The following is a 19,693-nucleotide window of genomic DNA, read 5'->3' as shown; positions in this document are numbered from 1 at the left end:
CTCTATTTGGCCATATGGTCGCGCACGAGGAATGTTACTCCGACCGATACGGCAGTTAGAATCGCAGATATGGCTGAGATGCCCAGCCACATCAAAAACCTCCGAGGATAAATCGCCTCGTCGGCCAGCGACGGTTTCACATAGGTGAGAAGGTAGGAGCGTTGGCGCTCCGTAGTAAGGCGCGCAGTCTCGTAAGATGCCATGGCGCCTGCATATTCTTCCTTGGCGATGGAGAGCTCGATCTCTTTTTCCTGCATCTTGGTGGCAATGTCAGCAAGACTTGCCCTCTGGGAGCGATCGGAATCGATTCCTCCGGCCATCGCTTTTTCGTATTCGCCAATCTGCGAGCGCAAGGCGTTAGCCCGGTTGACCAACGGCTGCATCTGTGGTGCATCAGCCGCGGTTGTTTTGATGATTAACTCCTGTTTGGCCAACTCCAAGCGCAAATCCGTGAGAAGCTCACTGTAAGCCTTCGCGGTCATGCCGACGTCAAGGATGCCGGCGCTATTCCGGGCATCCCGCAACTCGGACACCATTCGCTGTAGCTTTTCGCGCTTTAGCCGGAGTTCGCTCTCCGTTCTGGCGAGGGTGTCCATCTCACTTTTTCGCGTGAGTTGGTTCACCATCTTCTCAGCTTGCAGAATGACGCTGTTCGTCAATGCAAGGCTTTCTTCGGGAGTAAACGCACGTAAACGAATTGTGACCAGGCCAGAGCTTCGGTCGACCGAAACATCTAACTGCTTGCCCCAAAACTTGATCAATTCTTCCTCAGAATCCGCAGGAGCAAACCTTGCGAGAAAATCGTACTGCGGCCTCGAAAAAATGTCTCGCAGAGGATACTGATTGCCAAGAGCCTCCACCATCGAGCTACTCTTCACGTAGTCAGCTATTATAAACCCGTCTCTTGCCTGTCCGGTATCGATGAAGGACGAGAGCGCTGAAAGGCCGACCACGGATGCATCGCTGCCGGATCGTACAGCAAAGCGCGCCTCAGTGACATATTGATCAGCTGCGACCAGACCGTAATAGATACTCGCGCCAAATACCGGAACAAGGAAGGAAGCGGCAAAAAGCAGCATCAAAAGCGCGTGAAAATAGCGGTCACTTTTGCGCGCTCGAAAACCACCCCCCCCCCTAAGAACGGGTTGTGGCGCGCGCGCCTTTCTTGCCGCCTTTCGCAGTTCCCGTGATATAGCCTCGGTCGCATCTCGGTGGAGGGCAGTTCGCTTCTTAGCATCTAGCAGAGATGTCTCCGACATCAAGAACCACTCCGCCTATTGATTGAGTTTCTTATACAGTTCAATTGCATCATCTATATTCGAGAATTCGTACATTACACCATGGGCGAGGACTACCGCCCGTTTGCAATAGCTCTTAATTGTTTCCATGGAATGCGATATCATAATGATATCGGATTTTGTCCTGCGCTTATCGAATTCTGCCTGACAACGCGCCTGGAAACGCGCGTCCCCAACAGCCGTAACCTCGTCAATCAAGTAACACTCGAAATCGATCGCCATTGACAACCCAAAGGCGAGCCGCTGCATCATTCCGGAGGAATAGGTGCGGAAAGGCTCATCGATATAAGCTCCGATTTCCGCAAAGTCTTCGACGAAATCAACGACTTTTCTTGGTTTCTGGCCGTAAATACGCGCCACAAACTCAACGTTTTCTCGCCCCGTCAACGCCCCGTGCAATCCGCCCGCAAACCCGAGCGGCCACGACACCCTTGCCTTGCGTACAATCTTACCCGAGTTTGGCAACTCAGTACCGCCAAGCAATCGCATCGTGGTAGACTTTCCCGCGCCGTTAATCCCCAGGATAGCATAGGAAGTTCCGGCACGGAATTCAGTCGATACGTGGTCTAATATGATTCTAGGCCGACCATTCGTCCGATAGAACTTAAATACATTGGATAAGCTGATCATGATGCGAGCAATTTTCCGCGAATGAAACGCTCCCCGAGCAACCCCAAAAACAGGCAAACTGTGGCAAGGGAAACCAAATAGCCTTTTGAAAGCAATTCATCACCATATCCTTCGTAGTATGCAGATCTAAGCCATTCGACACACTGAAAAATTGGATTAAACCACATAATATTCTGGACTGACGCTGGAAACGTACTTGGAAGAACAAATATACCCGCAGTAAGATATAGGGCCAACATTACCACGATGAACAATATACTCCAAAATTTCACAACCGACGATATAATCGTATTCAATATTCCAACCGATATCGCGAAATAGACGGTGGCCAAAATCGCCGTAGCGCCGGTTTCAACATCCAATGGCGTGAGGTCGACCCCGGCAAGGAAAGCGCAAAAACCAAACAGGAAAACAACAACGAACGCGGTCAGAAATTCAACGATTGCTCTCGAAATCATCAAATCTAAAGCCTTGACGGCTGGGAAAAGAAACAAAGGTTTGTTGCTGTCAATCGAATATCCCATCATGCGCGAAGGATACAAGCACAAGACGTAGGGCACGACCCCGGTCGCGATGAAAACTGCCGGATCGCCCCCCAAAGGCATTAACTTGTTGACATAGGTCATGACAACCACAATCCCGCTGAGATGCACTAGCGGCCAGGCTATCGCGATCAGGTATCCCAAATAGGAGCGCCCGAATCGAGTTCGCATGTCCCTTAACATGAGAGCGTAGATGACGGTCCACTTGGCGCGAAGCGTCTGCGAAATCATTGGGCTTCCTCTCTGGCTGAATGGGTACAGCGCAAAACTCGCCGTTGCTCGGTTACCTACCAATCGTTCCATTTTATGGCGAGCAGCATCACCCACGAACTTTTAGCAGACGCTGACCAACCCGCAAGGCTCATAGTCTGGGATAGACTTGGTAAACCTGGACTACGGCAAGTCGCGCAAGCTCCAAAACGACCCCACACGTTCAGGTACTCCCCTCGAACACCACGTTCGAATCCCTTTGAGCTACACCCTCTCCAAAACGCAATAGACCAAACGCCCTCGCCCAAGCCGAACCGTGTCCGTCGGGGATTTTCTGCACGAAACATGCGGCGCACCTCAACGGCGCGGTTCCACACATGCGGCTTGCCACTCGGCGGGCCCGGTCCGTCCCCGTGTTGCACACGTTGAAACGCCATCTCGACGGCACGCTCGCCCGCATCAGCGGCAAGAGCGAGTTCGCCAAGGCGATCCGCTGTGCCGCGTTCCGCTGGTAGGCATTCACCGTCTATGCGACTTACGGCCGCCTCGAGATTGCCAACCTGACTTTGATCATGGTGATTCTGCAGGACTCGCAAAATGGAAGCACCTTGGGCGGCTTCGCCCCGGTCAACATCGAGGAGGTCTCCCTTGATCCCGAAGAGGTTTGGCCTAACGTCAATCCGCTGCGATTCACCTCGCGAAAAAATAGCCTGTTCGCCTGCAGCGATGGCGGGGACGAACCCGGCGACGCTAGCCACCCTATTGCAGACACGTAAAACGCATAGCGCCGATCCACTCGACTGGCGGGCGGAGCGACTGACCTACTTTGCTCAAACCGTAAGCATCCGGCGAAGGCCGCAGGCTGAAGGCTTTTGGATTTTTCGGCGTGATTTGCGGTCCGCGTTGCGGCCGGATGGCCGGCATCTTCAGGCCGCGTGCATGTGCGCCGCTGGCGACGCGCTCTTCCAATTCCAAGGCAAGAACTCATCGATCCGATGCGCGGGATAACCGGCGATGCGGTGAAGTACGTCGGCGAGCCAGGCTTGCGGATCGACGCCGTTCATCTTGGCCGAGACAATCAAGCTGTACATGGCGGCGGCGCGCTGGCCACCGCGGTCCGATCCGGCGAATAACCACGATTTCCTACCCAAAGCTATGCCGCGCAGGGCGCGTTCGGCGGCATTGTTCGAGAGGCAAACACGCCCGTCATCGAGGAAGAGGGTGAAGGCCGGCCAGCGGTTCAGCAGGTAATCGAAGGCCTTGGCGAGATCATGATCGCGCGACAGCTTGGCACGCTGAGCCTTCATCCACGCTTCCAGCTCCAGGACCAAGGGTTTGCTGCGCTCCTGACGAACCGACTTTCGGAACTCCGCGCTCTGACCGTTGATGTCGCGCTCGATGTCGAACAGGGCATCGATTCGCTGCACCATCTCCAGGGCGATCGGCGAGATGACAGCCGGCGTCTTGCCCTGCGCTCGTCGGCGCGCATTCGCCTCGACGTCGGCCATCGCGTAGAAGGGCCGCCTCGCATGGACCCAGCAGGCTGCTTCCGTTATCGGGCCGGGCCGTCGATCCGGAAGATAGAGCTTGGTGTATCCGCCATAGGCGTCCGCCTGCAGAATGCTGCTATAGCCGGCGAGATGCGCCTGCGGGTGCTCGCCCGCGCGGTCACGGGAATAGTAGAACATCGCCGATGGTGCAGCCGTGCCGCCGAACGGGCGATCGTCGCGGACATAGACCCAACTTCGGGCAATATCGGTCTTTCCTGCCGCCAGGACCGGAACCGTCGTGTCGTCACCGTGCAATCGCTCCGCCGCAAACGTATGGGCTTCGATCCGTTTGAGGAGCGGAGTGAGTGCGGCACAGCAAGCTCCGATGCTGTCGGCCACCGTCGACAGGCTGAGCGGAACGCCTTCGCGTTCGAAGCGCTCGACCTGACGGTTGAGCGGCAGGTGCTGGCCGAACTTGTCGAACAGGATCATCGCCAGGAGATTGGGGCCGGCCCATCCACGCGGGATGGCATAGAAAGGGGCCGGCGCCTGGCTGATCTTTTCGCAATCGCGGCAGGTGAACTTCTCGCGCACCGTCTGGATCACCTTCCATTGGCGCGGAACGACCTCGAGGGTCTCGGTGATGTCCTCGCCCAGCTTGCGCAGTCGGTCGCCACCACAGCACTGGCAGCTCACGGGACCGGGCACGACGACGCGTTCGTGCGGAAGATGCTCGGGCAAAGGCTTCTTCACCGGCCGGTTGCGGGTAAAGCCGGCGACATTGACGGTGGCCGCCACCGCCATTTCGGCCGCGAGTTCGTCCTCGGTCGCCGCCATCTCCAACTCCGCCAGTTGGAACTCCATCTGATCGATCAGCCGGGCGCGACGCTCTGCCTTCGGGCCGTAAAGCTGCCGCTCGAGTTTTTCGATGCGCAGCTTCTGCCGGGCAATGACAGCAAGATCGTCGGACGCTTTGGCTTTGGCAACGGCAAGTTCAGCCTCGATCTGGGCGCCCTTGGCGCGTGCCGCGATGAGCTCTGCTCGCAGGGCGGCAACATCGTCGGGAAGCAAATCGGGGCTGTTTTCCATGCCCGAAGTGAATCACAGAAGCCCTGATTTGCCTAGCATTTCAAAGAACTTGTTGCGGAGTAATCGCCCTTCAGACGGTCACCCGGCACTGGTCGGGCGCCAGGTCTGTTGCGGGTTTCGCCAATCAATCCCCTCCAGCAGATAGGACATCTGACCGGCGGTCAGCGCGATCGCACCATCCTCCGTCGCCGGCCAAATGAAGCGGCCGCGCTCGAGCCGCTTCGCGTACAGCGATAGGCCGATCCCATCATGCCAAAGGGCCTTTATCAGTCGGCCGCTGCGACCGCGAAAGACGAAGACGTCACCCTTAAACGGATCGCGGCCGAGGCCCTCCTGCACCAGCAGTGCCAGACCCTGCATGCCCTTGCGCATGTCGCAGTGACCGCTCGCGATCCACACCCGCACCCCGGAACTGATCGGGATCATTTGAGCGCTCGCATGACCGCGGCTGCCAGCTCGCATGGCGCTGCCGCGCCAATCCTCACCTTCACGCCACTCGGGAAGTCCACGCACACGGCCGGCTCGGCCGCATCACCATTGTTCGGAACGTCAACGAGCTTGGCCGGGACGAACGCCGGACCGGCTTCCGGCGCCAAAGCTTGCCGTCGCCAAGTATAGATCAGCCCAGTCGCAACCTCGAAACGGCGCGCGACTTCGCAAACCACCGCGCCTGGCGCGAAAGCCTCGGCCAGTATCTGGGCGCGATCTTCCAACGACCATCGCCGACGCCGCTCCGGCCCCGTCAGCAAAACTGCATGTCCCATGCTCAATGCACTCTTAAGTCCACTCTTAAGAGTGCAGACTCACGGGAGACGCGGAACTTCGCAAGGCGGTTCACGCCGGAGGGATACCTCAAACCCGCCCTTGTGCCCTCAAAACTCAGGTCTGGCGCCGTCAGCTAACCGCGCATCAACCAGGAGATCGCAGGTTTGAGCAATCACCCACTGCCACCGGTCCACATCGCCAAAAGTATGCTCGCGTTGTCCGCCCCTCGGCCCCCCCGATTAAACCATCAAACTTGCCCGGATGAATGCTTTAGTAACACCAAACCTAAAAATTGGTACATCCTGCCGCGGCGTAGCGACAGAGATAGGTGATGTCAAAAAAATGCCGAGGGCGGCGCGGCGCCGGCGGACTTCGAACTACTCACCATGGAAGCGTCCCGTTCTTTTGCGTAAACGTGCCAAGTCAACCCTTAGGTTGAAAGACAAATTTGCACGTCTAAGTTCACACACATTAAGACACCTTCTTTTCCAGGTAGGTGTATATCTGCACAGCCAACTCGTCCGGATCCGTTCCAATGGTCTTCAGATGCACTTCCGGGCCATCCGGACTTTCATAGGGAGAGCTTATACCCGTAAAATTTCCGAGTTCGCCCCGCATTGCCTTCTCATACAGTCCTTTTGGATCACGCCGCGCGCATTCTTCAATCGGAGTATCCACAAATACTTCAATGAACTCTCCCTCAACTGCGAGCGAGCGAGCGAGTTCTCGCTCGGCGCGGAAGGGAGAAATAAAGGACACAATTACAATCAAACCGGCGTCGGCCATCAATTTTGCGACTTCTGCAATCCGCCGAATGTTCTCCACACGGTCTTCATTTGTAAAACCGAGATCCCTGTTAAGTCCATGGCGAACGTTGTCACCGTCAAGAATATAGGTGTGGCGCCCCTGAGAGTGTAGGATTTTCTCGAGTCTGTTGGCTATCGTGGACTTGCCCGAGCCGGACAAACCGGTGAACCAGACTATTGCCGCTTTTTGGTGCTTCAACGCTGCCCGAGCAGCGCGGTCAATCTCCAGCTTTTGCCAATGTACATTCTCAGCCCTGCGAAGTGCAAAGTCAATCATACCTGCACCGATTGTACGGTTACTCATCCGATCAATTAGGATAAAATTGCCCGTATTTCGATTTTCGGTATAGGGATCAAATACAATGGGTGCTCTCGAAGCCACGTTGCAGACCGCGATACCATTCTTATGTAGGGCCTTTGCGGCCAGTCGCGTGAATGTATTAACATCGACCTCGTATTTGAGGGAGGTTATTGTTGCCTCAACGCTATCTGTCTCGTTGCACAGTATGTAGCTACGGCCTGGTATCATTGGTGTAGCATCGAACCAGAGAATATGGGCTTGGAACTGGTCTGCGACGGTCGGACGAGCACTCGCCGCCACCAACATATCACCGCGAGACACATCGAGTTGGTCTTCGAGGACCACCATTACGGCTTGTCCTTCCCCGGCGCGTTTGAGCGATTGTCCGCGCGTGACGATCTCCTTAACCCGAGAACACTGCCCAGATTTAGCGACGCTCACCATGTCACCAACGGCGACGAAACCACCCGCGACCTGACCGGCGAGGCCCCGAAAATCGAGGTTAGGCCGGCTCACATACTGAACAGGAAGTCTTAAAGGCTTGCTCAAGTCAGACGCCTCAATCGAAACCGACTCCAAGTAATGAAGTAAATTCGGCCCCGTGTACCAAAGCATATTTTCTGATGAAGTCGCTATGTTGTCGCCAAACCGCGCAGAAAGCGGTATTTGAGTAATTGCGGAAAATCCCAGGTCCTTGGCGAACTCGTTATATTCACCTGCAATTGTTTCAAACACGCCTTGATCGTAACCAACTAGATCGATTTTGTTAACTGCGAGAACGACTTGACGGATGCCAAGCAGCGAGACGATGTGCGAATGTCGTCGAGTTTGCTGAAGTATTCCCTTTCGAGCATCAACAAGTAGTACAGCTAGATGCGCTGTGGACGCACCTGTTGCCATGTTACGAGTGTATTCTTCGTGGCCTGGCGTATCAGCGACGATGAACTTGCGGCGATTAGTCGCGAAGTATCGGTATGCGACATCTATTGTAATGCCCTGCTCCCGTTCCGCCTGCAGTCCGTCGAGTAGGAGTGAAAAATCTAGGTCCTCACCCGTTGTGCCGTGTTTGCGGCTGTCTTGTTTTAGGGAAGCAAATTGATCATCTAAGATTTGATTGGAGTCATAAAGAAGGCGACCGATTAAAGTCGATTTCCCGTCATCGACAGATCCGCATGTGATCAGCCGTAGCAACGGCATTCCTTCCTGCGCGCGAAAAGGATCGAAAGTGCCAACGGCTCGCGTTGCGCTGACCATCAAAAATATCCCTCGCGTTTCTTCTTTTCCATCGAACCGACCTCGTCGTTGTCGATTTTCCGCCCTGCGCGTTCTGAGGTGCGTGTAGTCAGCATTTCTTGTACAATGTCCTCCGGCGTCGCGGCCTCGGAGTCGATGGCAGAGGTGAGCGGATAGCAACCAAGAGTCCGAAAGCGTACCATTCGCTGTTCTATTCTTTCGGTACTCTCAATTGGCATGCGGTCGTCGTCGACCATAATCAGCGAGCCATCGCGCACAACGACGGGCCGGCGAGCCGCGAAGTAGAGCGGCACAACCGAAATGCGCTCCTTCAGAATGTACTGCCAGATGTCCAGTTCAGTCCAATTGGACAGCGGAAAGACCCGGATCGTTTCCCCCGGAGCTACACGGGTGTTGTAAGTCTTCCACATTTCCGGACGTTGGTTCTTGGGATCCCAAGTATGCGCCGCACTTCGGACTGAAAAGATTCGCTCCTTCGCTCGAGATTTTTCTTCGTCACGCCGGGCACCCCCGAAAGCGGCGTCGAATCCATATAGGTCGAGGGCTTGGCGTAGCGCGACCGTCTTCATAATATGTGTGTGAATGCTGGAGCCGTGTGTAAAAGGCGAGATACCTTGCTCGATTCCTTCCTGATTAATATGGACCAGAAGGTCGAAGCCCAATTCCGCTGCCATGCGATCCCGAAAGGTAATCATCTCTCGGAACTTCCAAGTCGTATCGACGTGTAGCAACGGGAAAGGCGGTTTGGCCGGATAAAAGGCCTTTATAGCCAAATGGAGCATAACTGAGGAATCTTTGCCGACCGAATAGAGCATCACGGGCTTTGACAACGTCGCAGCGACTTCCCGTATGATGTGAATGGCCTCCGCCTCCAAGTATTCCAGGTGGGTAAGTTTAACTGCTTTTGGCAAGGGTCAACACTCCTCCACGCTCAAGCCGCGTCTGTTAGCCATTCCGAGTCGCCCCAAAAGCATTGGGATCAGAATTCCAATTGACGGTTTTGGAATTTACACGGCGACCAATAGCCGAATGGGCTGTGCGGGTGAAGTGTCTATCAGCGTTCAAATTACAATGGTGAATGATCGATGACGGCTTCGGCGATCGGTCGTTACACTGGGCTGCGTAATTCGAATCGTGTCGAGAATGGGGGAATCAGGCGAATCGAAGAAAGAAGCAAGGCGTTTGGCAAAAAATGCAAACGCCCGCTCTAACGAAACGGCGTCTGCACCTCGCCTTCGTCCCGGTCCGTAGTTAGATCGCTGGGGAAGGGTCCGGCCGAATATGATTGCAAATATTCCGCTGTCCCCTGTCAACCGCACCGGCCTAATCAGACACAATATCGTCATTGTTTGCGCCCACCTGCTCCTCGACAGCAAATTGCTTAGATACGCTGCAATCGACCCACCCGTCGTATCCTTGCTGCAGGGCTTTTAGCGGGAAAGGTGTTGTCCTCAATAACAGGATCTGGATCGCACCTCAGTTTGGTCTGATTAGCGACCTGCTGGCTGTTTTGTAAGGGTCTGAGATTTCGAATTGACCGCGACCTGCCCATCGGAGTACTCGTTTGCGCCTCGTCCTCGCTGGTTGGCCGTAGCTCGTACGCCCCGCAGTACTGTAGAGTGAAGCGTTCAAGTTCCGGGACTGGCTACGTCCCAAGCGAACCGCAGAGGTAGTAATGATCAAGCTCTCCATGCATCGCTACATAACGAAGCCCGCAAGGATAAAGTCCGCCTTTAGGCGCCTCGTGTGGAATTTGGTCGGCCGTACTTCGCGGGGGGAATTGAGGGCAATTCGTGACACGGGTCTGCTCGATCCCGAATTTTACCTCACAAAAAACCCCGATGTTGCGGCGTCAAAGATTGATCCCGCGGTCCACTACCTCAACTTCGGTTGGCGCGAGGGCCGAGATCCGTCCGCGCGCTTTTCCACTAAGGACTATTTGGCCGAGAACCCTGACGTCTCTGCCTCTGGCATAAACCCACTGGTGCACTACTCCGTCTACGGGAGATGGGAGAAACGAAAGATAGGTAGTCGCCGCATTGGTGGAAGTGGGCCAAGCGGCTTCACCCCAAGTAAAGGACTAGGAAAGTACGCAAATCCAAGTGGCGGAAAGACCGCCAAAGCTGTTTTCGTCGTGCACGATCTAAACGTAGGCGGGGCTCCAAACCTATTGGCGAGCATCGCACGTTGGTTTCAAAGTTATACGAGCTTTGATGTCAGAATTGTAGCCATGACAGGCGGCCCGCTAGCGTCCAAGATGGAGAAAATTGCGCCGCTTTACATCGTCGGAGCGAAGGATATCCACGATCACTTGGTAGATAATATTCGAAGCGGGCTGATGGGTTTCCTAGGAGATGAACCTGCATTCACTTTCGTGAATTCAGTGGTTGCCGGAGAATACTTAAAAATAGATCCCTATAACGCGCCAGTCTTTTCTTACATACACGAGATGCCGGCTATCCTGAAGCTGTTCGACGGTAAGCTGCGCCGGGTTCTTCAAGGCTCAGATCACGTCTTTTGCGGCGGCCATGCGGTTCATAGCCATCTCTCGCGAATGGATGGGATTGCTGATGTCAAGCTCTCGAACGTCCCTGCCTTCGTCGATGAGCCGGGTATCAACTCTCTCCTGTCGAAAACTGACAAGAGCATTGTTCGCAAAAGACTGGGCCTTAGTTCTGAAAGCCGACTGGTGGTCGGCTGTGGTGTTGCTCACTGGCGGAAGCAACCGGACGTTTTCGTTCGGATGGCTGCCCAGATTGCGTTGGGCCGTGCACGTGATGTGCGCTTCGTTTGGGTTGGCCATGGGGAGGATATCCCAAAACTAAAGAAGCTCGCGCGTAGGCTGGGTGTTGCAGATCGTGTCGACTTTGTTGGCCATCGAGAGGATTTCCGGGACTTCCTTCAGGCGGCAGATGTTTTCGCTTTACCCTCTTCTGAAGACCCCTTCCCACTTGTGTGCCTTGAGGCGGGCCTTGCAGGAACCCCCTCGGTAGTATTCCGTGAAGCAACCGGTATGACCGCAATGATTGAACCTGAGGGCCAAGCGCCAGCGGGCATCGCGGTCCCTCTCGGGGATGAACCGGCCTTCTTCGAAGCAGTAGAGCAACTTCTGCTAAACGAAAATCTTCGGTTGGCAATGGCAAATGCCGCCAGAGAAAGAATACTCTCATCTTACGTCACTGACGTGGGCTGTTCCACGCTACTAGCAACCATTCGACAGGTAGCAAACCTTGCACCAGCGGTGTCCGTCATCGTCCCTAACTACAATTGTGCGCCATATTTGAAGCAACGGCTTGATAGCATCGCTAGCCAGACATTTCGCGATGTAGAGATAATACTCTTAGACGACGCCTCTACGGATAATAGTCGCCAGATATTGACGGAGTTCGCGAATGCACACGTCGAGGCGCGGTTACATTTGGCCGAAACAAACGGCGGCTCCGTGTTTAAGGCATGGGAGCGTGGTATCGAACTAGCCCAAGCCGACCTCGTATGGATAGCCGAAGCTGACGATTGGTGTGAACCCGATTTTCTAATGAAGGCTGTCCAGGCATTTTCTCCTTCCGGTGTGCGCCTCGTTCACGGCCGATCAATTCCAGTCGACTCTGGAGGGGTGGTCGCAGGTGATTGGAACGCGCTTTACCTCGATCGCATTTCTCCTGGTCGTTGGACGAGTTCTTTCACGGCCCCTGCGTTCAAGGAAGTCCACTCGACATTAGGTCGAGCCAACACAATTCCAAATGCTAGCGCTGTCGTCACGCGCCGTTCAAGCGCTCAACGAGCCGTAAGGATTTCTGCCCAGTTTAAACTTGCTGGAGACTGGGCATTCTATCTGTTAGCGGCGGCCGGCGGACGTATCTCGTATTGTCATGAGGCAGTGAATTATCACCGGCGCCACGATACAAGCGTAACGGCTAGCATAGAGGGCAAAGAGCCGTACTTTCAAGAACTTAAGACTGTCGGTTCGCTGATTGATAGCGTCTACGGGGTAAATGCATCCCGACGTGCCGCATTTGAGAAGCATATGGAGCAAGAGGCCAAGCGATTTGGTTGGAGAGGACCTTTGCCAGCGCCGCGGGCTTTGCACGGAATCTCAGAGTCTCGTGACCCTGGGGTCCTCTACTGTGTGGGTGATTTGTCGGGAGGCGGGGCACAAATGTTTGCCGCCCGGTTTGTAAACCACTGGACTGCGCTGCCCGCTCCCGCTGTATTGTTCGTTGCGGAACACGAGATCGACAACCCCGCAACCATTAGGAGCGTCTCTCCAGAGGTCGCCATTATTACCAAGAGTGACATAGATGAAGCGGGCGGCATCATCGCATTGATGGACGACTGGGGACTCGATCTCGCGGTAAGTGGGCATTGGTGGGGCGATAGGGCGATAAGTAGAATGATCTCGGAGGCGCCGCAAACAATTCCGTGGATAACCATTATGCACGGGTGCCACGAGAATGTTCTCAGCAGCCCCAAGTCGTTTCCGACTCTGCGCGACGATCTGCGGCGTGCTGAAAGCTACTGCGATCACTGGGTCTGGACGGCAGAGAAGAACAAGAAGATATTTGATGAGGGCCATGTGACGCCAAGGCGAACTTCCCATATCATAAATGGATTTGCGCCCACTTCTCAGTTTCGTCGAAAGCGGTCCGATTTGGGAATTGCGGATGACGCCCTCGTTTTCACGTTGGCGAGCCGCGCGATCGAATCCAAGGGATGGAATGTTGCTTTATCTGCGTTCAAGGAGTTGCAGCGATCGTCAGGCCACATCGTCGATTTGCATCTGGTGATGATTGGCGACGGCCCGGTTGGCGACGCGTTGAGATCAAAGGCCTCATTGAAGGGCCTCCATCTGCTAAGACATACCTCTCACTTGGCGGATTACATCCATATGAGCGATGTATGCCTGCTGCCTAGCTGGTTTCCAGGAGAGTCGCTTCCCCTCGTGCTCATCGAGTTTCTGGCGCAGGGAAAGCCGGCAATAGTATCCGACATCGGCAAATGCGCGTGGGCAATTGGTGAGGATACCCTGGAGCCTCCGGCCGGATTCGTGGTTCCAAGAGAAAGTACGACAGGAAAAGTTCCAGAACGAGCGCTCGTAAACGCCATGAACCGATTTATTGCTCAGCCCACACTCAAAACGGCTTTAAGAGAACAAGCTCGCCAAGCATTCTTGAAATTCGATATGGATCAAATGATTGAAGCATATCGCAAACTAGCGAAGGATCTTGTAGAAGGCGGCGCCAAGGAAATCTCGTTGCCAAGCTATACCACAGATTTCGCCCAGAGAGATTGAAGACATCCCGGAGAAGAAGCGTGTCCAGCGCCTACGAAGACGTTCTATTCGACCCAGCGCTCAATCAGAACTGGCACATGCAATTCAGCGAAAGAGCTGCGTTGTTGCACGTGCTTTCGCGCCTACGGCCGGAGATTAGCATCGAGATCGGTACGTTTCAGTGCGGAAGTCTCCGTCCGATTGCTGCAGCCAGCAAGCGTGTGTTCACGTTCGACATCGATGAGAACCAGCATAGGATCAGCCCACTTTTTCCTAATGTGACTTTCGTAACTGGAGATTCGGCAACGACGCTTCCTCCGATTATCGACCAGTTGAATGAGGGACGTGAAGACGTCAATTTCATTTTGGTAGACGGCAGCCATGAAGAATCCGGCGTTAGGAGCGACTTGCTCCAATGTGCTCGCTATGTGCCAAAACGACGGCCAACTATGATTCTTGCTCACGACAGCGCCAATCCGATCGTGCGAACAGGAATATTAACTGTCCCTTGGAACGATTTTCCCCATGTACACACGGTCGACCTCGATTTTGTGCCCGGCATGCTCTACGACAGACCAGATATCAACGGGCAGATATGGGGGGGACTTGCGGCTGTTCTGATGATGCCTGAGCGGCGCGAGGGGCAAGTCATGATAACCACTCAGTTCGAACCATCGCGGCAAGCGTTACTGGAAAAATCTGTATATCGAAACTCAAATACGAATACATAATTCCAAACTGCTGGCGTCCGAGGACGCATAGACACTGCAACTCACAGTGACCTGAAGTTTAGGGCAAATCTTCTCGCGTCCGCCCCAAGGAGTATCAAGATGAAAGGCATAATTCTCGCAGGAGGATCCGGCACCAGGCTCCACCCGGCAACCCTGGCAATTAACAAGCAACTGCTTCCGGTCTATGATAAGCCGATGATATACTATCCACTTTCCATTCTTATGATGGCTGGAATTCGGGATATCCTCCTAATCTCCTCACCCGACCACATCGGCAGTTATCAGCGATTGTTTGGCGCCGGAGAAGCCTGGGGCATTCGCATCTCCTATGCCGTCCAACTCAGCCCCGACGGACTTGCCCAAGCGTTTACCATTGGCGAGGAGTTTATCGCTGGCGACAACGTGGCGCTCGTCCTGGGTGACAACATTTTCTTTGGCGCAGGGATGAATGACCTGCTTGCCCAGGCAAGCGCGCGGAGAACGGGAGCGACTGTATTCGCTTACGAAGTTGACGACCCTGAGCGGTATGGCGTCGTGGAGTTGTCGGAAGATGGATATGCAATTAGTCTTGAAGAGAAGCCGCTGCACCCAAAGTCACGTTTTGCAGTGACCGGCCTATATTTCTATGACAATCGTGTTGTCGATTACTCGAAGAGTTTGAAGCCGTCAGCGCGTGGCGAGTATGAGATTACCGACCTCAACCGTATCTACATGGAGGCCGGGTCTCTGTTCGTAGAAAAGATGTCAAGAGGGTTTGCCTGGCTTGATACGGGCACTCACGATAGTTTGTTGGAGGCTGGGGAATTCGTGCGGGTGATCCAGCATCGACAAGGAACAAATATCGCGTGCATTGAAGAAGTTGCTTACCTCCAGGGCTTCATCAGCAGGGAGCAATTGATAGAGCAAGGCGAGCGCTTCTCGCGCACCTCATATGGTCGCTATTTGCTTAAGATCGCGGGTTGAGATCATTGGAGAGCTTCGCGTTTGGCTGAGCCGCTGCCCATTGCGCGGTCGAGCGCGGCAGCAGAGCAATCAAAGAAATTCATGAGGGTAAGCCGTCCAAACGTGATGGCGTCAAACCTTCATTTTGTAACAGGAGACTGTCCTGCCTGATGAGCCCGTTTGTCGCCCCGAGATAGACTGGCGGCAGTCATTTCAAACCTGTTGCTTGGGGATTTTGCGGTTGAACTCAGCTAGTGAGGCTGCTAGATGCAGCAACTACTGCAACAACAAGATATCCCAAGGAAAGCCTGACCGAGCTCGCCTTCTGAATATGGCGTATCTCTTTCTCGGTCCGCAAAGGCAAAAAGTGACGGATACATCGGTCAGCTTGAGCCGACTGGATGGCGGGCACCTAGCCGAATGAGGAGATTCACGCTTCCGGCAAGCAAGCGTTCAAGTGGTGCTGACCGTGTGTGATAGCAAGTTGGGTGGCACTGCCATCTGCCTGACACTAAAGAGCGTTGTGGAAAAGCCGCACCTCTTTAGCAAACTACAGCCTGAGAGTACTTCGCCGTACCCTGGAGAGGGTGCTTGAAGTTTGAACCATTGTCTTGAGTGTGCGGAAGATGAAATTTAAAGACAGCGATAACAGTACCAGTGTAGCACCTCTTCTTTTTGTACACTCCCTATTTCGGTCGGGGAGCACATATTTTTTTAACGCTATCAAGCGGACTGAAAAGTATTACCCCTACCACGAGCCCTTTCACGAAATAATTGGTCACTTGGATAATTCATGGTCCGCTACTTCCGATCGATCGGACCAGATAAAAGCCGGCCTACGCCATAATTTCATGAAGGGCGGCTACTTCGATGAATACTCGAGGATCCTCCCATATTTGAAGAAATATTACAGCGAGCGCCTCAGCTATGAATATTTCTTTCTCGATCGCAGGGCTCTCGCTGAAGATCTGACCACCTACATCAAGACTCTCATTAACGCCGCCCCGCGCCGTCCAATCCTGCAATGCACGAGAACTATTGGGCGCGTTCAGTGGCTCAAGTCGAACTTTGAATCCAAGCATATATTCCTACTCAGAAATCCCTGGGATCAGTGGTATTCATATAAAGTCGACAAATATATATCTTCAACACCCCAGATTATTGTTTCCCAGTCAGACACCCCCGAAGTACTGACTGACGTTGCAAGCCACCGAGGCGTACTTCCGCTGCAAGGGACAAATGTCAACGAAAAGCTAGCGTTTGCCTACACACACCCACTTCCTCCAGAGTCCGACTACGCGTTATTCTTTGCGGTGTGGGCTTATTCTTTTGTGTTGAGCAAACGCCACTGCGACGTTATTGTTGATATGGATTCGATATGCTCAGATCCCGCTTATCGAGGCGCCGCGCTCCAAGCGTTGGCTGAAGTTGGGCTCGAGGGAATCGACCTTTCCGATGCCGATCTTCCCACCGCCATGTTTGAGCCGCGAGAACAGCGGTTCTACGAGCTGGTTGAGGATCAAGTTTTGGAAGTGTTCCGGAACCATGATTTCAAAGCAGAGGAAATCGGGGAAATCCGATCCTATATCGATGGCCGGAGGACGGCGTCGTTCTGCGGCGCAGGGTCGGCAAATGAGGCTGCCCGCATTCGCGACGTCCTCTTGGCAGGAGATCGTCATATCGCCTCGGTCACCGCTGGGCTGACAGAAGCAGTTAGAATTCGTGACGGTGAGATTGCCGAAGCTGCCCTAGATATAAGAAGTACCCGCGAAGAGGTTGAATCGCTTCGCGCCCAAATCGGCGACACGCTGGACAAATATCAAAAAAGCGTGGAAGACGTGCAGGTATATTCTGATTTATACAACTCAAAAGCGATGGAGCTGGCCGCTGCGCAGGGCGAATTGGATCGCTTGAGCGTATTTGAGAGCGCGCTAGCCTCGCAAGGGGAAGAGTTGGCGAAGGCGCACAATGCTGTCTCGCGCCTGGAAGAAGAGAGGACTCGATACGAGAGCCTCGTGCGAGAGTTATCGTCATTGCGTGATGAGGCCGACGTCCAACACAAGACGCTAGCTGCGGATCACGACGCGTTGTCAAAAGAATTGGCCAATGCCAAAGATGAGCAGTCGCGGCTTGAAACTGCGCTGTCGCAGTCGGAGAACGCATTGTTGCAGTCACGACAGCAAAGTAGCGCACAGGACCGCCTTGAAAGGCTACTACAGCAAGATCTAGCTGCTGCAAATCAGGTAGTTGAAATCTATCAGAATCGCGTCGCCACAGAGATCGAGAGGGATATTCGACGCCAGCGCGGCGTGGCAGGACGGATGCTAGGGTTGGTGCGTGGTGGTCGGCCCGACCGGTTCGGACGCATGGATGCCGACGCCAGGAAGATCGAAGCCTTTCTCGATCAGTTTTCCGACGCCCAGCTCGGTGTACCGCGCAATGGAAGGCGCCAGCGGATCCTGCGTTATCTGGCAGGAGTCACGTCTGTCGTCGATGATTTTCCTATATTTGATCGTGGCATCTATGAACTTCTTTATCCCGATGTGGCTTCGTCGAAATTGGATGCTTTCGTGCATTTCATAGATTTCGGCCGCCGCGAAGGCCGAATAGTGCACCCAATCATAGACCGCGACTACTACGTTAACCAGTATCCGGAAGTCGGAGTTCTGGACATGTCGGCAGCCGAACACTTCGTTCGATTTGGAGCTGACAAGGGATACAATCCCTGCGCCCTGTTCGATGTAAAGTGGTACCACGAAAGATATCCGGATGTGAAAGTGTCGGGTTGCAACCCGGTGCTACACTTCCTCCGACACCCTCGCTGTGCTCCGCATCCACTATTCGATGCAGACCACTACCTTTGGATCTATCCTGATGTGGCTGCCAGCAAGCTTAACCCGTTGACCCACTATTTGATTTATGGGGCCGGAGAAGGTCGCAATCCCAGTCCGTGGTTCGATTCCCGTTTCTATATGAAACATAACCCCGACCTGCCGTCTAATATGAATCCCTTGTCTCACTACGTAGTAGCGGGCCACAAAGAGGGACGGCGTCCAAACTCCGATTTCAACCCCGCACGGTATATCGAAATTGCGGGTGATCTCGGAGGTCGCAATGTGCTTGAACATTACATTTACGTTGGCCGCTTAGCAGAACAGTCCGCTCCCATTTCGTCGTCAAGACGCGTTGGTGTGAGCGTTCCCAACCTTGAAGTCACTACGCTGACCGCGAGTGCAAATGCCCCCGATGCCGCGAGGCGCAAGATAGTACTCATGGTCAACACCTTCTATCCACATCCAGATGAAGATGCTGGATCAATGGAACAAGTCAGTTTTGCCCGCATATTTCAAAGCCTCGGCTACGAAGTCGCCTACGTTGGCCTGCTCGACTTTGCTACGAAGGACAGGTATCGGGATGATCTAGAGGCTATGGGCGTTCATTGCGTCTCATCTGATCATTATAGCAATCTCGAAGAATATCTCTTCCTAAACGCCGAATTGCTCGAAATTGCGTTTATGTCCCGCGTCCACTGGGGTGGCGCCTGGATAGATCGTGTAAGGCTCTTCTGCCCTAACGCCAAAGTCATCTTCAACACGGTTGACTTGCATTATATCCGGGAAGAGAGGCAGGCCGCCTTGACAGGGGATGCTGCAGGTCTTGCCGAAGCGCAAAAAACAAAGGAAGCGGAATTTAAATGCATTCGCTCCGCCGACCTTACCATTGTGCTGTCCACGACAGAACTGGATATTCTGAACAAAGAAATTCCGGGCGCCGCGGTCACGATCGTGCCGATTATGCGCGAAATCGGGGAATATGATTTCGCAGATTTTTCCGAACGCCGAGATATCGCCTTTATAGGTGGCTTCCAACATCAGCCGAACGTAGATGCCGTAGAGTATTTCCTCTCCGAAGTTTGGCCGCTAGTACTTAGGAATCTGCCAGACTTGCGTATCCGGATCATAGGTTCTCACCTACCTGAGGCACTATCTAGCCGCCCGGACAGGAACGTCGAATGGGTCGGCTATGTGCCGGAGATTGACCCTGAGCTAGACCGCTTGAAGTTGACGGTCGCCCCGTTACGGTACGGGGCAGGTGCAAAGGGCAAGGTGGTTTCGAGCCTGGCACGTGGTGTGCCTTGCGTCGCTAGCCCGATCGCCGCTGAAGGCATGGGGTTCGAAGATGGGTTGAACATCGTTGTCGGCAAGACGCCGGCCGAATTCGCGAACGCAATCACCCGTTTATACGAGAATCCAGCACAGTGGGACCGTCTGTCGCGCGAAGGCTTTGCCCTTATCCAGCGGGACTATTCGCTCGACACCGGCGCGCGCATCGTGAAGGAACTCTTGGCTCAAAATTAATTGGGCCC

At 54.2% G+C, this 19,693-nt stretch carries 14 protein-coding genes; 6 read left to right on the top strand and 8 right to left on the bottom strand.

Going from position 1 to position 19,693, the window contains the following annotated elements; translation table 11 throughout:
- Window positions 1–2: 2 nt before the first annotated feature.
- Genes PWG15_RS24615 through PWG15_RS24605 form a run of 3 tightly spaced genes read right to left on the bottom strand, consistent with a single transcriptional unit; the run spans window position 3 to window position 2,701 of the window.
- Window positions 3–1,259: a KpsE/RkpR family capsule polysaccharide export protein gene (locus PWG15_RS24615; protein WP_275026681.1), complete on the bottom strand. Its 1,257-nt coding sequence runs from the start codon at window positions 1,257–1,259 to the stop codon at window positions 3–5.
- 15 nt (window positions 1,260–1,274) lie between these two features.
- A complete protein-coding gene (locus PWG15_RS24610) occupies window positions 1,275–1,928 on the bottom strand; it encodes an ABC transporter ATP-binding protein (protein WP_275026680.1) in 654 nt (217 codons plus the stop codon).
- Window positions 1,925–2,701: an ABC transporter permease gene (locus tag PWG15_RS24605; protein ID WP_275026679.1), complete on the bottom strand. Its 777-nt coding sequence runs from the start codon at window positions 2,699–2,701 to the stop codon at window positions 1,925–1,927. The genes PWG15_RS24610 and PWG15_RS24605 overlap by 4 nt, the downstream gene beginning before the upstream one ends.
- Before the next feature lie 356 nt (window positions 2,702–3,057).
- Here PWG15_RS24605 and PWG15_RS24600 point away from each other — a divergent pair, with 356 nt between their 5' ends.
- Entirely contained in the window at window positions 3,058–3,195 is a 138-nt protein-coding gene (locus tag PWG15_RS24600; protein ID WP_275026678.1) for a hypothetical protein, read from the top strand.
- A 57-nt stretch (window positions 3,196–3,252) separates the two neighbouring features.
- Window positions 3,253–3,456, top strand: coding sequence for a hypothetical protein (locus PWG15_RS24595; protein ID WP_275026677.1), 204 nt, complete (start codon window positions 3,253–3,255; stop codon window positions 3,454–3,456).
- Window positions 3,457–3,606: 150 nt separating this feature from the next.
- Here the strand turns inward: PWG15_RS24595 and tnpC are convergent, their stop codons facing one another.
- From tnpC to cysD, 5 genes are all read right to left on the bottom strand, one after another.
- Complete coding sequence (gene tnpC, locus PWG15_RS24590; protein WP_275022363.1) at window positions 3,607–5,259, bottom strand: IS66 family transposase; 1,653 nt, start codon at window positions 5,257–5,259, stop codon at window positions 3,607–3,609.
- A 78-nt stretch (window positions 5,260–5,337) separates the two neighbouring features.
- Window positions 5,338–5,685, bottom strand: coding sequence for an IS66 family insertion sequence element accessory protein TnpB (gene tnpB, locus PWG15_RS24585; RefSeq protein ID WP_040679045.1), 348 nt, complete (start codon window positions 5,683–5,685; stop codon window positions 5,338–5,340).
- Window positions 5,682–6,023, bottom strand: coding sequence for an IS66-like element accessory protein TnpA (gene tnpA / locus PWG15_RS24580; RefSeq protein WP_275026675.1), 342 nt, complete (start codon window positions 6,021–6,023; stop codon window positions 5,682–5,684). The genes tnpB and tnpA overlap by 4 nt, the downstream gene beginning before the upstream one ends.
- Window positions 6,024–6,495: 472 nt before the next feature.
- Entirely contained in the window at window positions 6,496–8,328 is a 1,833-nt protein-coding gene (cysN, locus tag PWG15_RS24575; protein ID WP_275027198.1) for a sulfate adenylyltransferase subunit CysN, read from the bottom strand.
- A 56-nt stretch (window positions 8,329–8,384) separates the two neighbouring features.
- Entirely contained in the window at window positions 8,385–9,296 is a 912-nt protein-coding gene (cysD, locus tag PWG15_RS24570) for a sulfate adenylyltransferase subunit CysD (RefSeq protein WP_275026674.1), read from the bottom strand.
- Window positions 9,297–10,060: 764 nt separating this feature from the next.
- Between cysD and PWG15_RS24565 the strand changes: the two genes are divergently transcribed.
- The 4 genes from PWG15_RS24565 to PWG15_RS24550 all read left to right on the top strand — a co-directional run bounded on the left by PWG15_RS24565 (window position 10,061) and on the right by PWG15_RS24550 (window position 19,685).
- Window positions 10,061–13,675 carry a glycosyltransferase gene (locus PWG15_RS24565; protein ID WP_275026673.1) on the top strand — a complete coding sequence of 1,205 codons (3,615 nt, stop codon included), beginning with the start codon at window positions 10,061–10,063 and terminating at the stop codon, window positions 13,673–13,675.
- Between the two features lie 20 nt (window positions 13,676–13,695).
- Window positions 13,696–14,385 (top strand): class I SAM-dependent methyltransferase, encoded by a 690-nt coding sequence (locus PWG15_RS24560; RefSeq protein ID WP_275026672.1) that lies wholly within the window; start codon window positions 13,696–13,698, stop codon window positions 14,383–14,385.
- A 99-nt stretch (window positions 14,386–14,484) separates the two neighbouring features.
- Complete coding sequence (gene rfbA / locus PWG15_RS24555; protein WP_275026670.1) at window positions 14,485–15,348, top strand: glucose-1-phosphate thymidylyltransferase RfbA; 864 nt, start codon at window positions 14,485–14,487, stop codon at window positions 15,346–15,348.
- A gap of 875 nt (window positions 15,349–16,223) precedes the next feature.
- On the top strand, window positions 16,224–19,685 hold the full coding sequence (locus PWG15_RS24550; protein ID WP_275026668.1) for a glycosyltransferase: 3,462 nt from the start codon (window positions 16,224–16,226) through the stop codon (window positions 19,683–19,685).
- Window positions 19,686–19,693: the final 8 nt, after the last annotated feature.

Source organism: Ensifer adhaerens, assembly GCF_028993555.1.
GTDB classification, from domain to species: Bacteria; Pseudomonadota; Alphaproteobacteria; order Rhizobiales; family Rhizobiaceae; genus Ensifer; species Ensifer adhaerens_I.
Note: the sequence above shows the minus strand (reverse complement) of the source record. Positions and strands in the feature narration are given on the sequence as shown.

Bases quoted from the DNA above. Each gene is read 5' to 3' on its own strand.
- PWG15_RS24565 (WP_275026673.1), top strand. From the start codon at position 10,061: ATGATCAAGCTCTCCATGCATCGCTACATAACGAAGCCCGCAAGGATA.
- PWG15_RS24595 (WP_275026677.1), top strand. From the start codon at position 3,253: ATGGTGATTCTGCAGGACTCGCAAAATGGAAGCACCTTGGGCGGCTTC.
- PWG15_RS24610 (WP_275026680.1), bottom strand. From the start codon at position 1,928: ATGATCAGCTTATCCAATGTATTTAAGTTCTATCGGACGAATGGTCGG.
- tnpA (WP_275026675.1), bottom strand. From the start codon at position 6,023: ATGGGACATGCAGTTTTGCTGACGGGGCCGGAGCGGCGTCGGCGATGG.
- PWG15_RS24615 (WP_275026681.1), bottom strand. From the start codon at position 1,259: ATGTCGGAGACATCTCTGCTAGATGCTAAGAAGCGAACTGCCCTCCAC.
- cysN (WP_275027198.1), bottom strand. From the start codon at position 8,328: ATGCCGTTGCTACGGCTGATCACATGCGGATCTGTCGATGACGGGAAA.
- rfbA (WP_275026670.1), top strand. From the start codon at position 14,485: ATGAAAGGCATAATTCTCGCAGGAGGATCCGGCACCAGGCTCCACCCG.
- tnpC (WP_275022363.1), bottom strand. From the start codon at position 5,259: ATGGAAAACAGCCCCGATTTGCTTCCCGACGATGTTGCCGCCCTGCGA.
- PWG15_RS24605 (WP_275026679.1), bottom strand. From the start codon at position 2,701: ATGATTTCGCAGACGCTTCGCGCCAAGTGGACCGTCATCTACGCTCTC.
- tnpB (WP_040679045.1), bottom strand. From the start codon at position 5,685: ATGATCCCGATCAGTTCCGGGGTGCGGGTGTGGATCGCGAGCGGTCAC.
- PWG15_RS24600 (WP_275026678.1), top strand. From the start codon at position 3,058: ATGCGGCTTGCCACTCGGCGGGCCCGGTCCGTCCCCGTGTTGCACACG.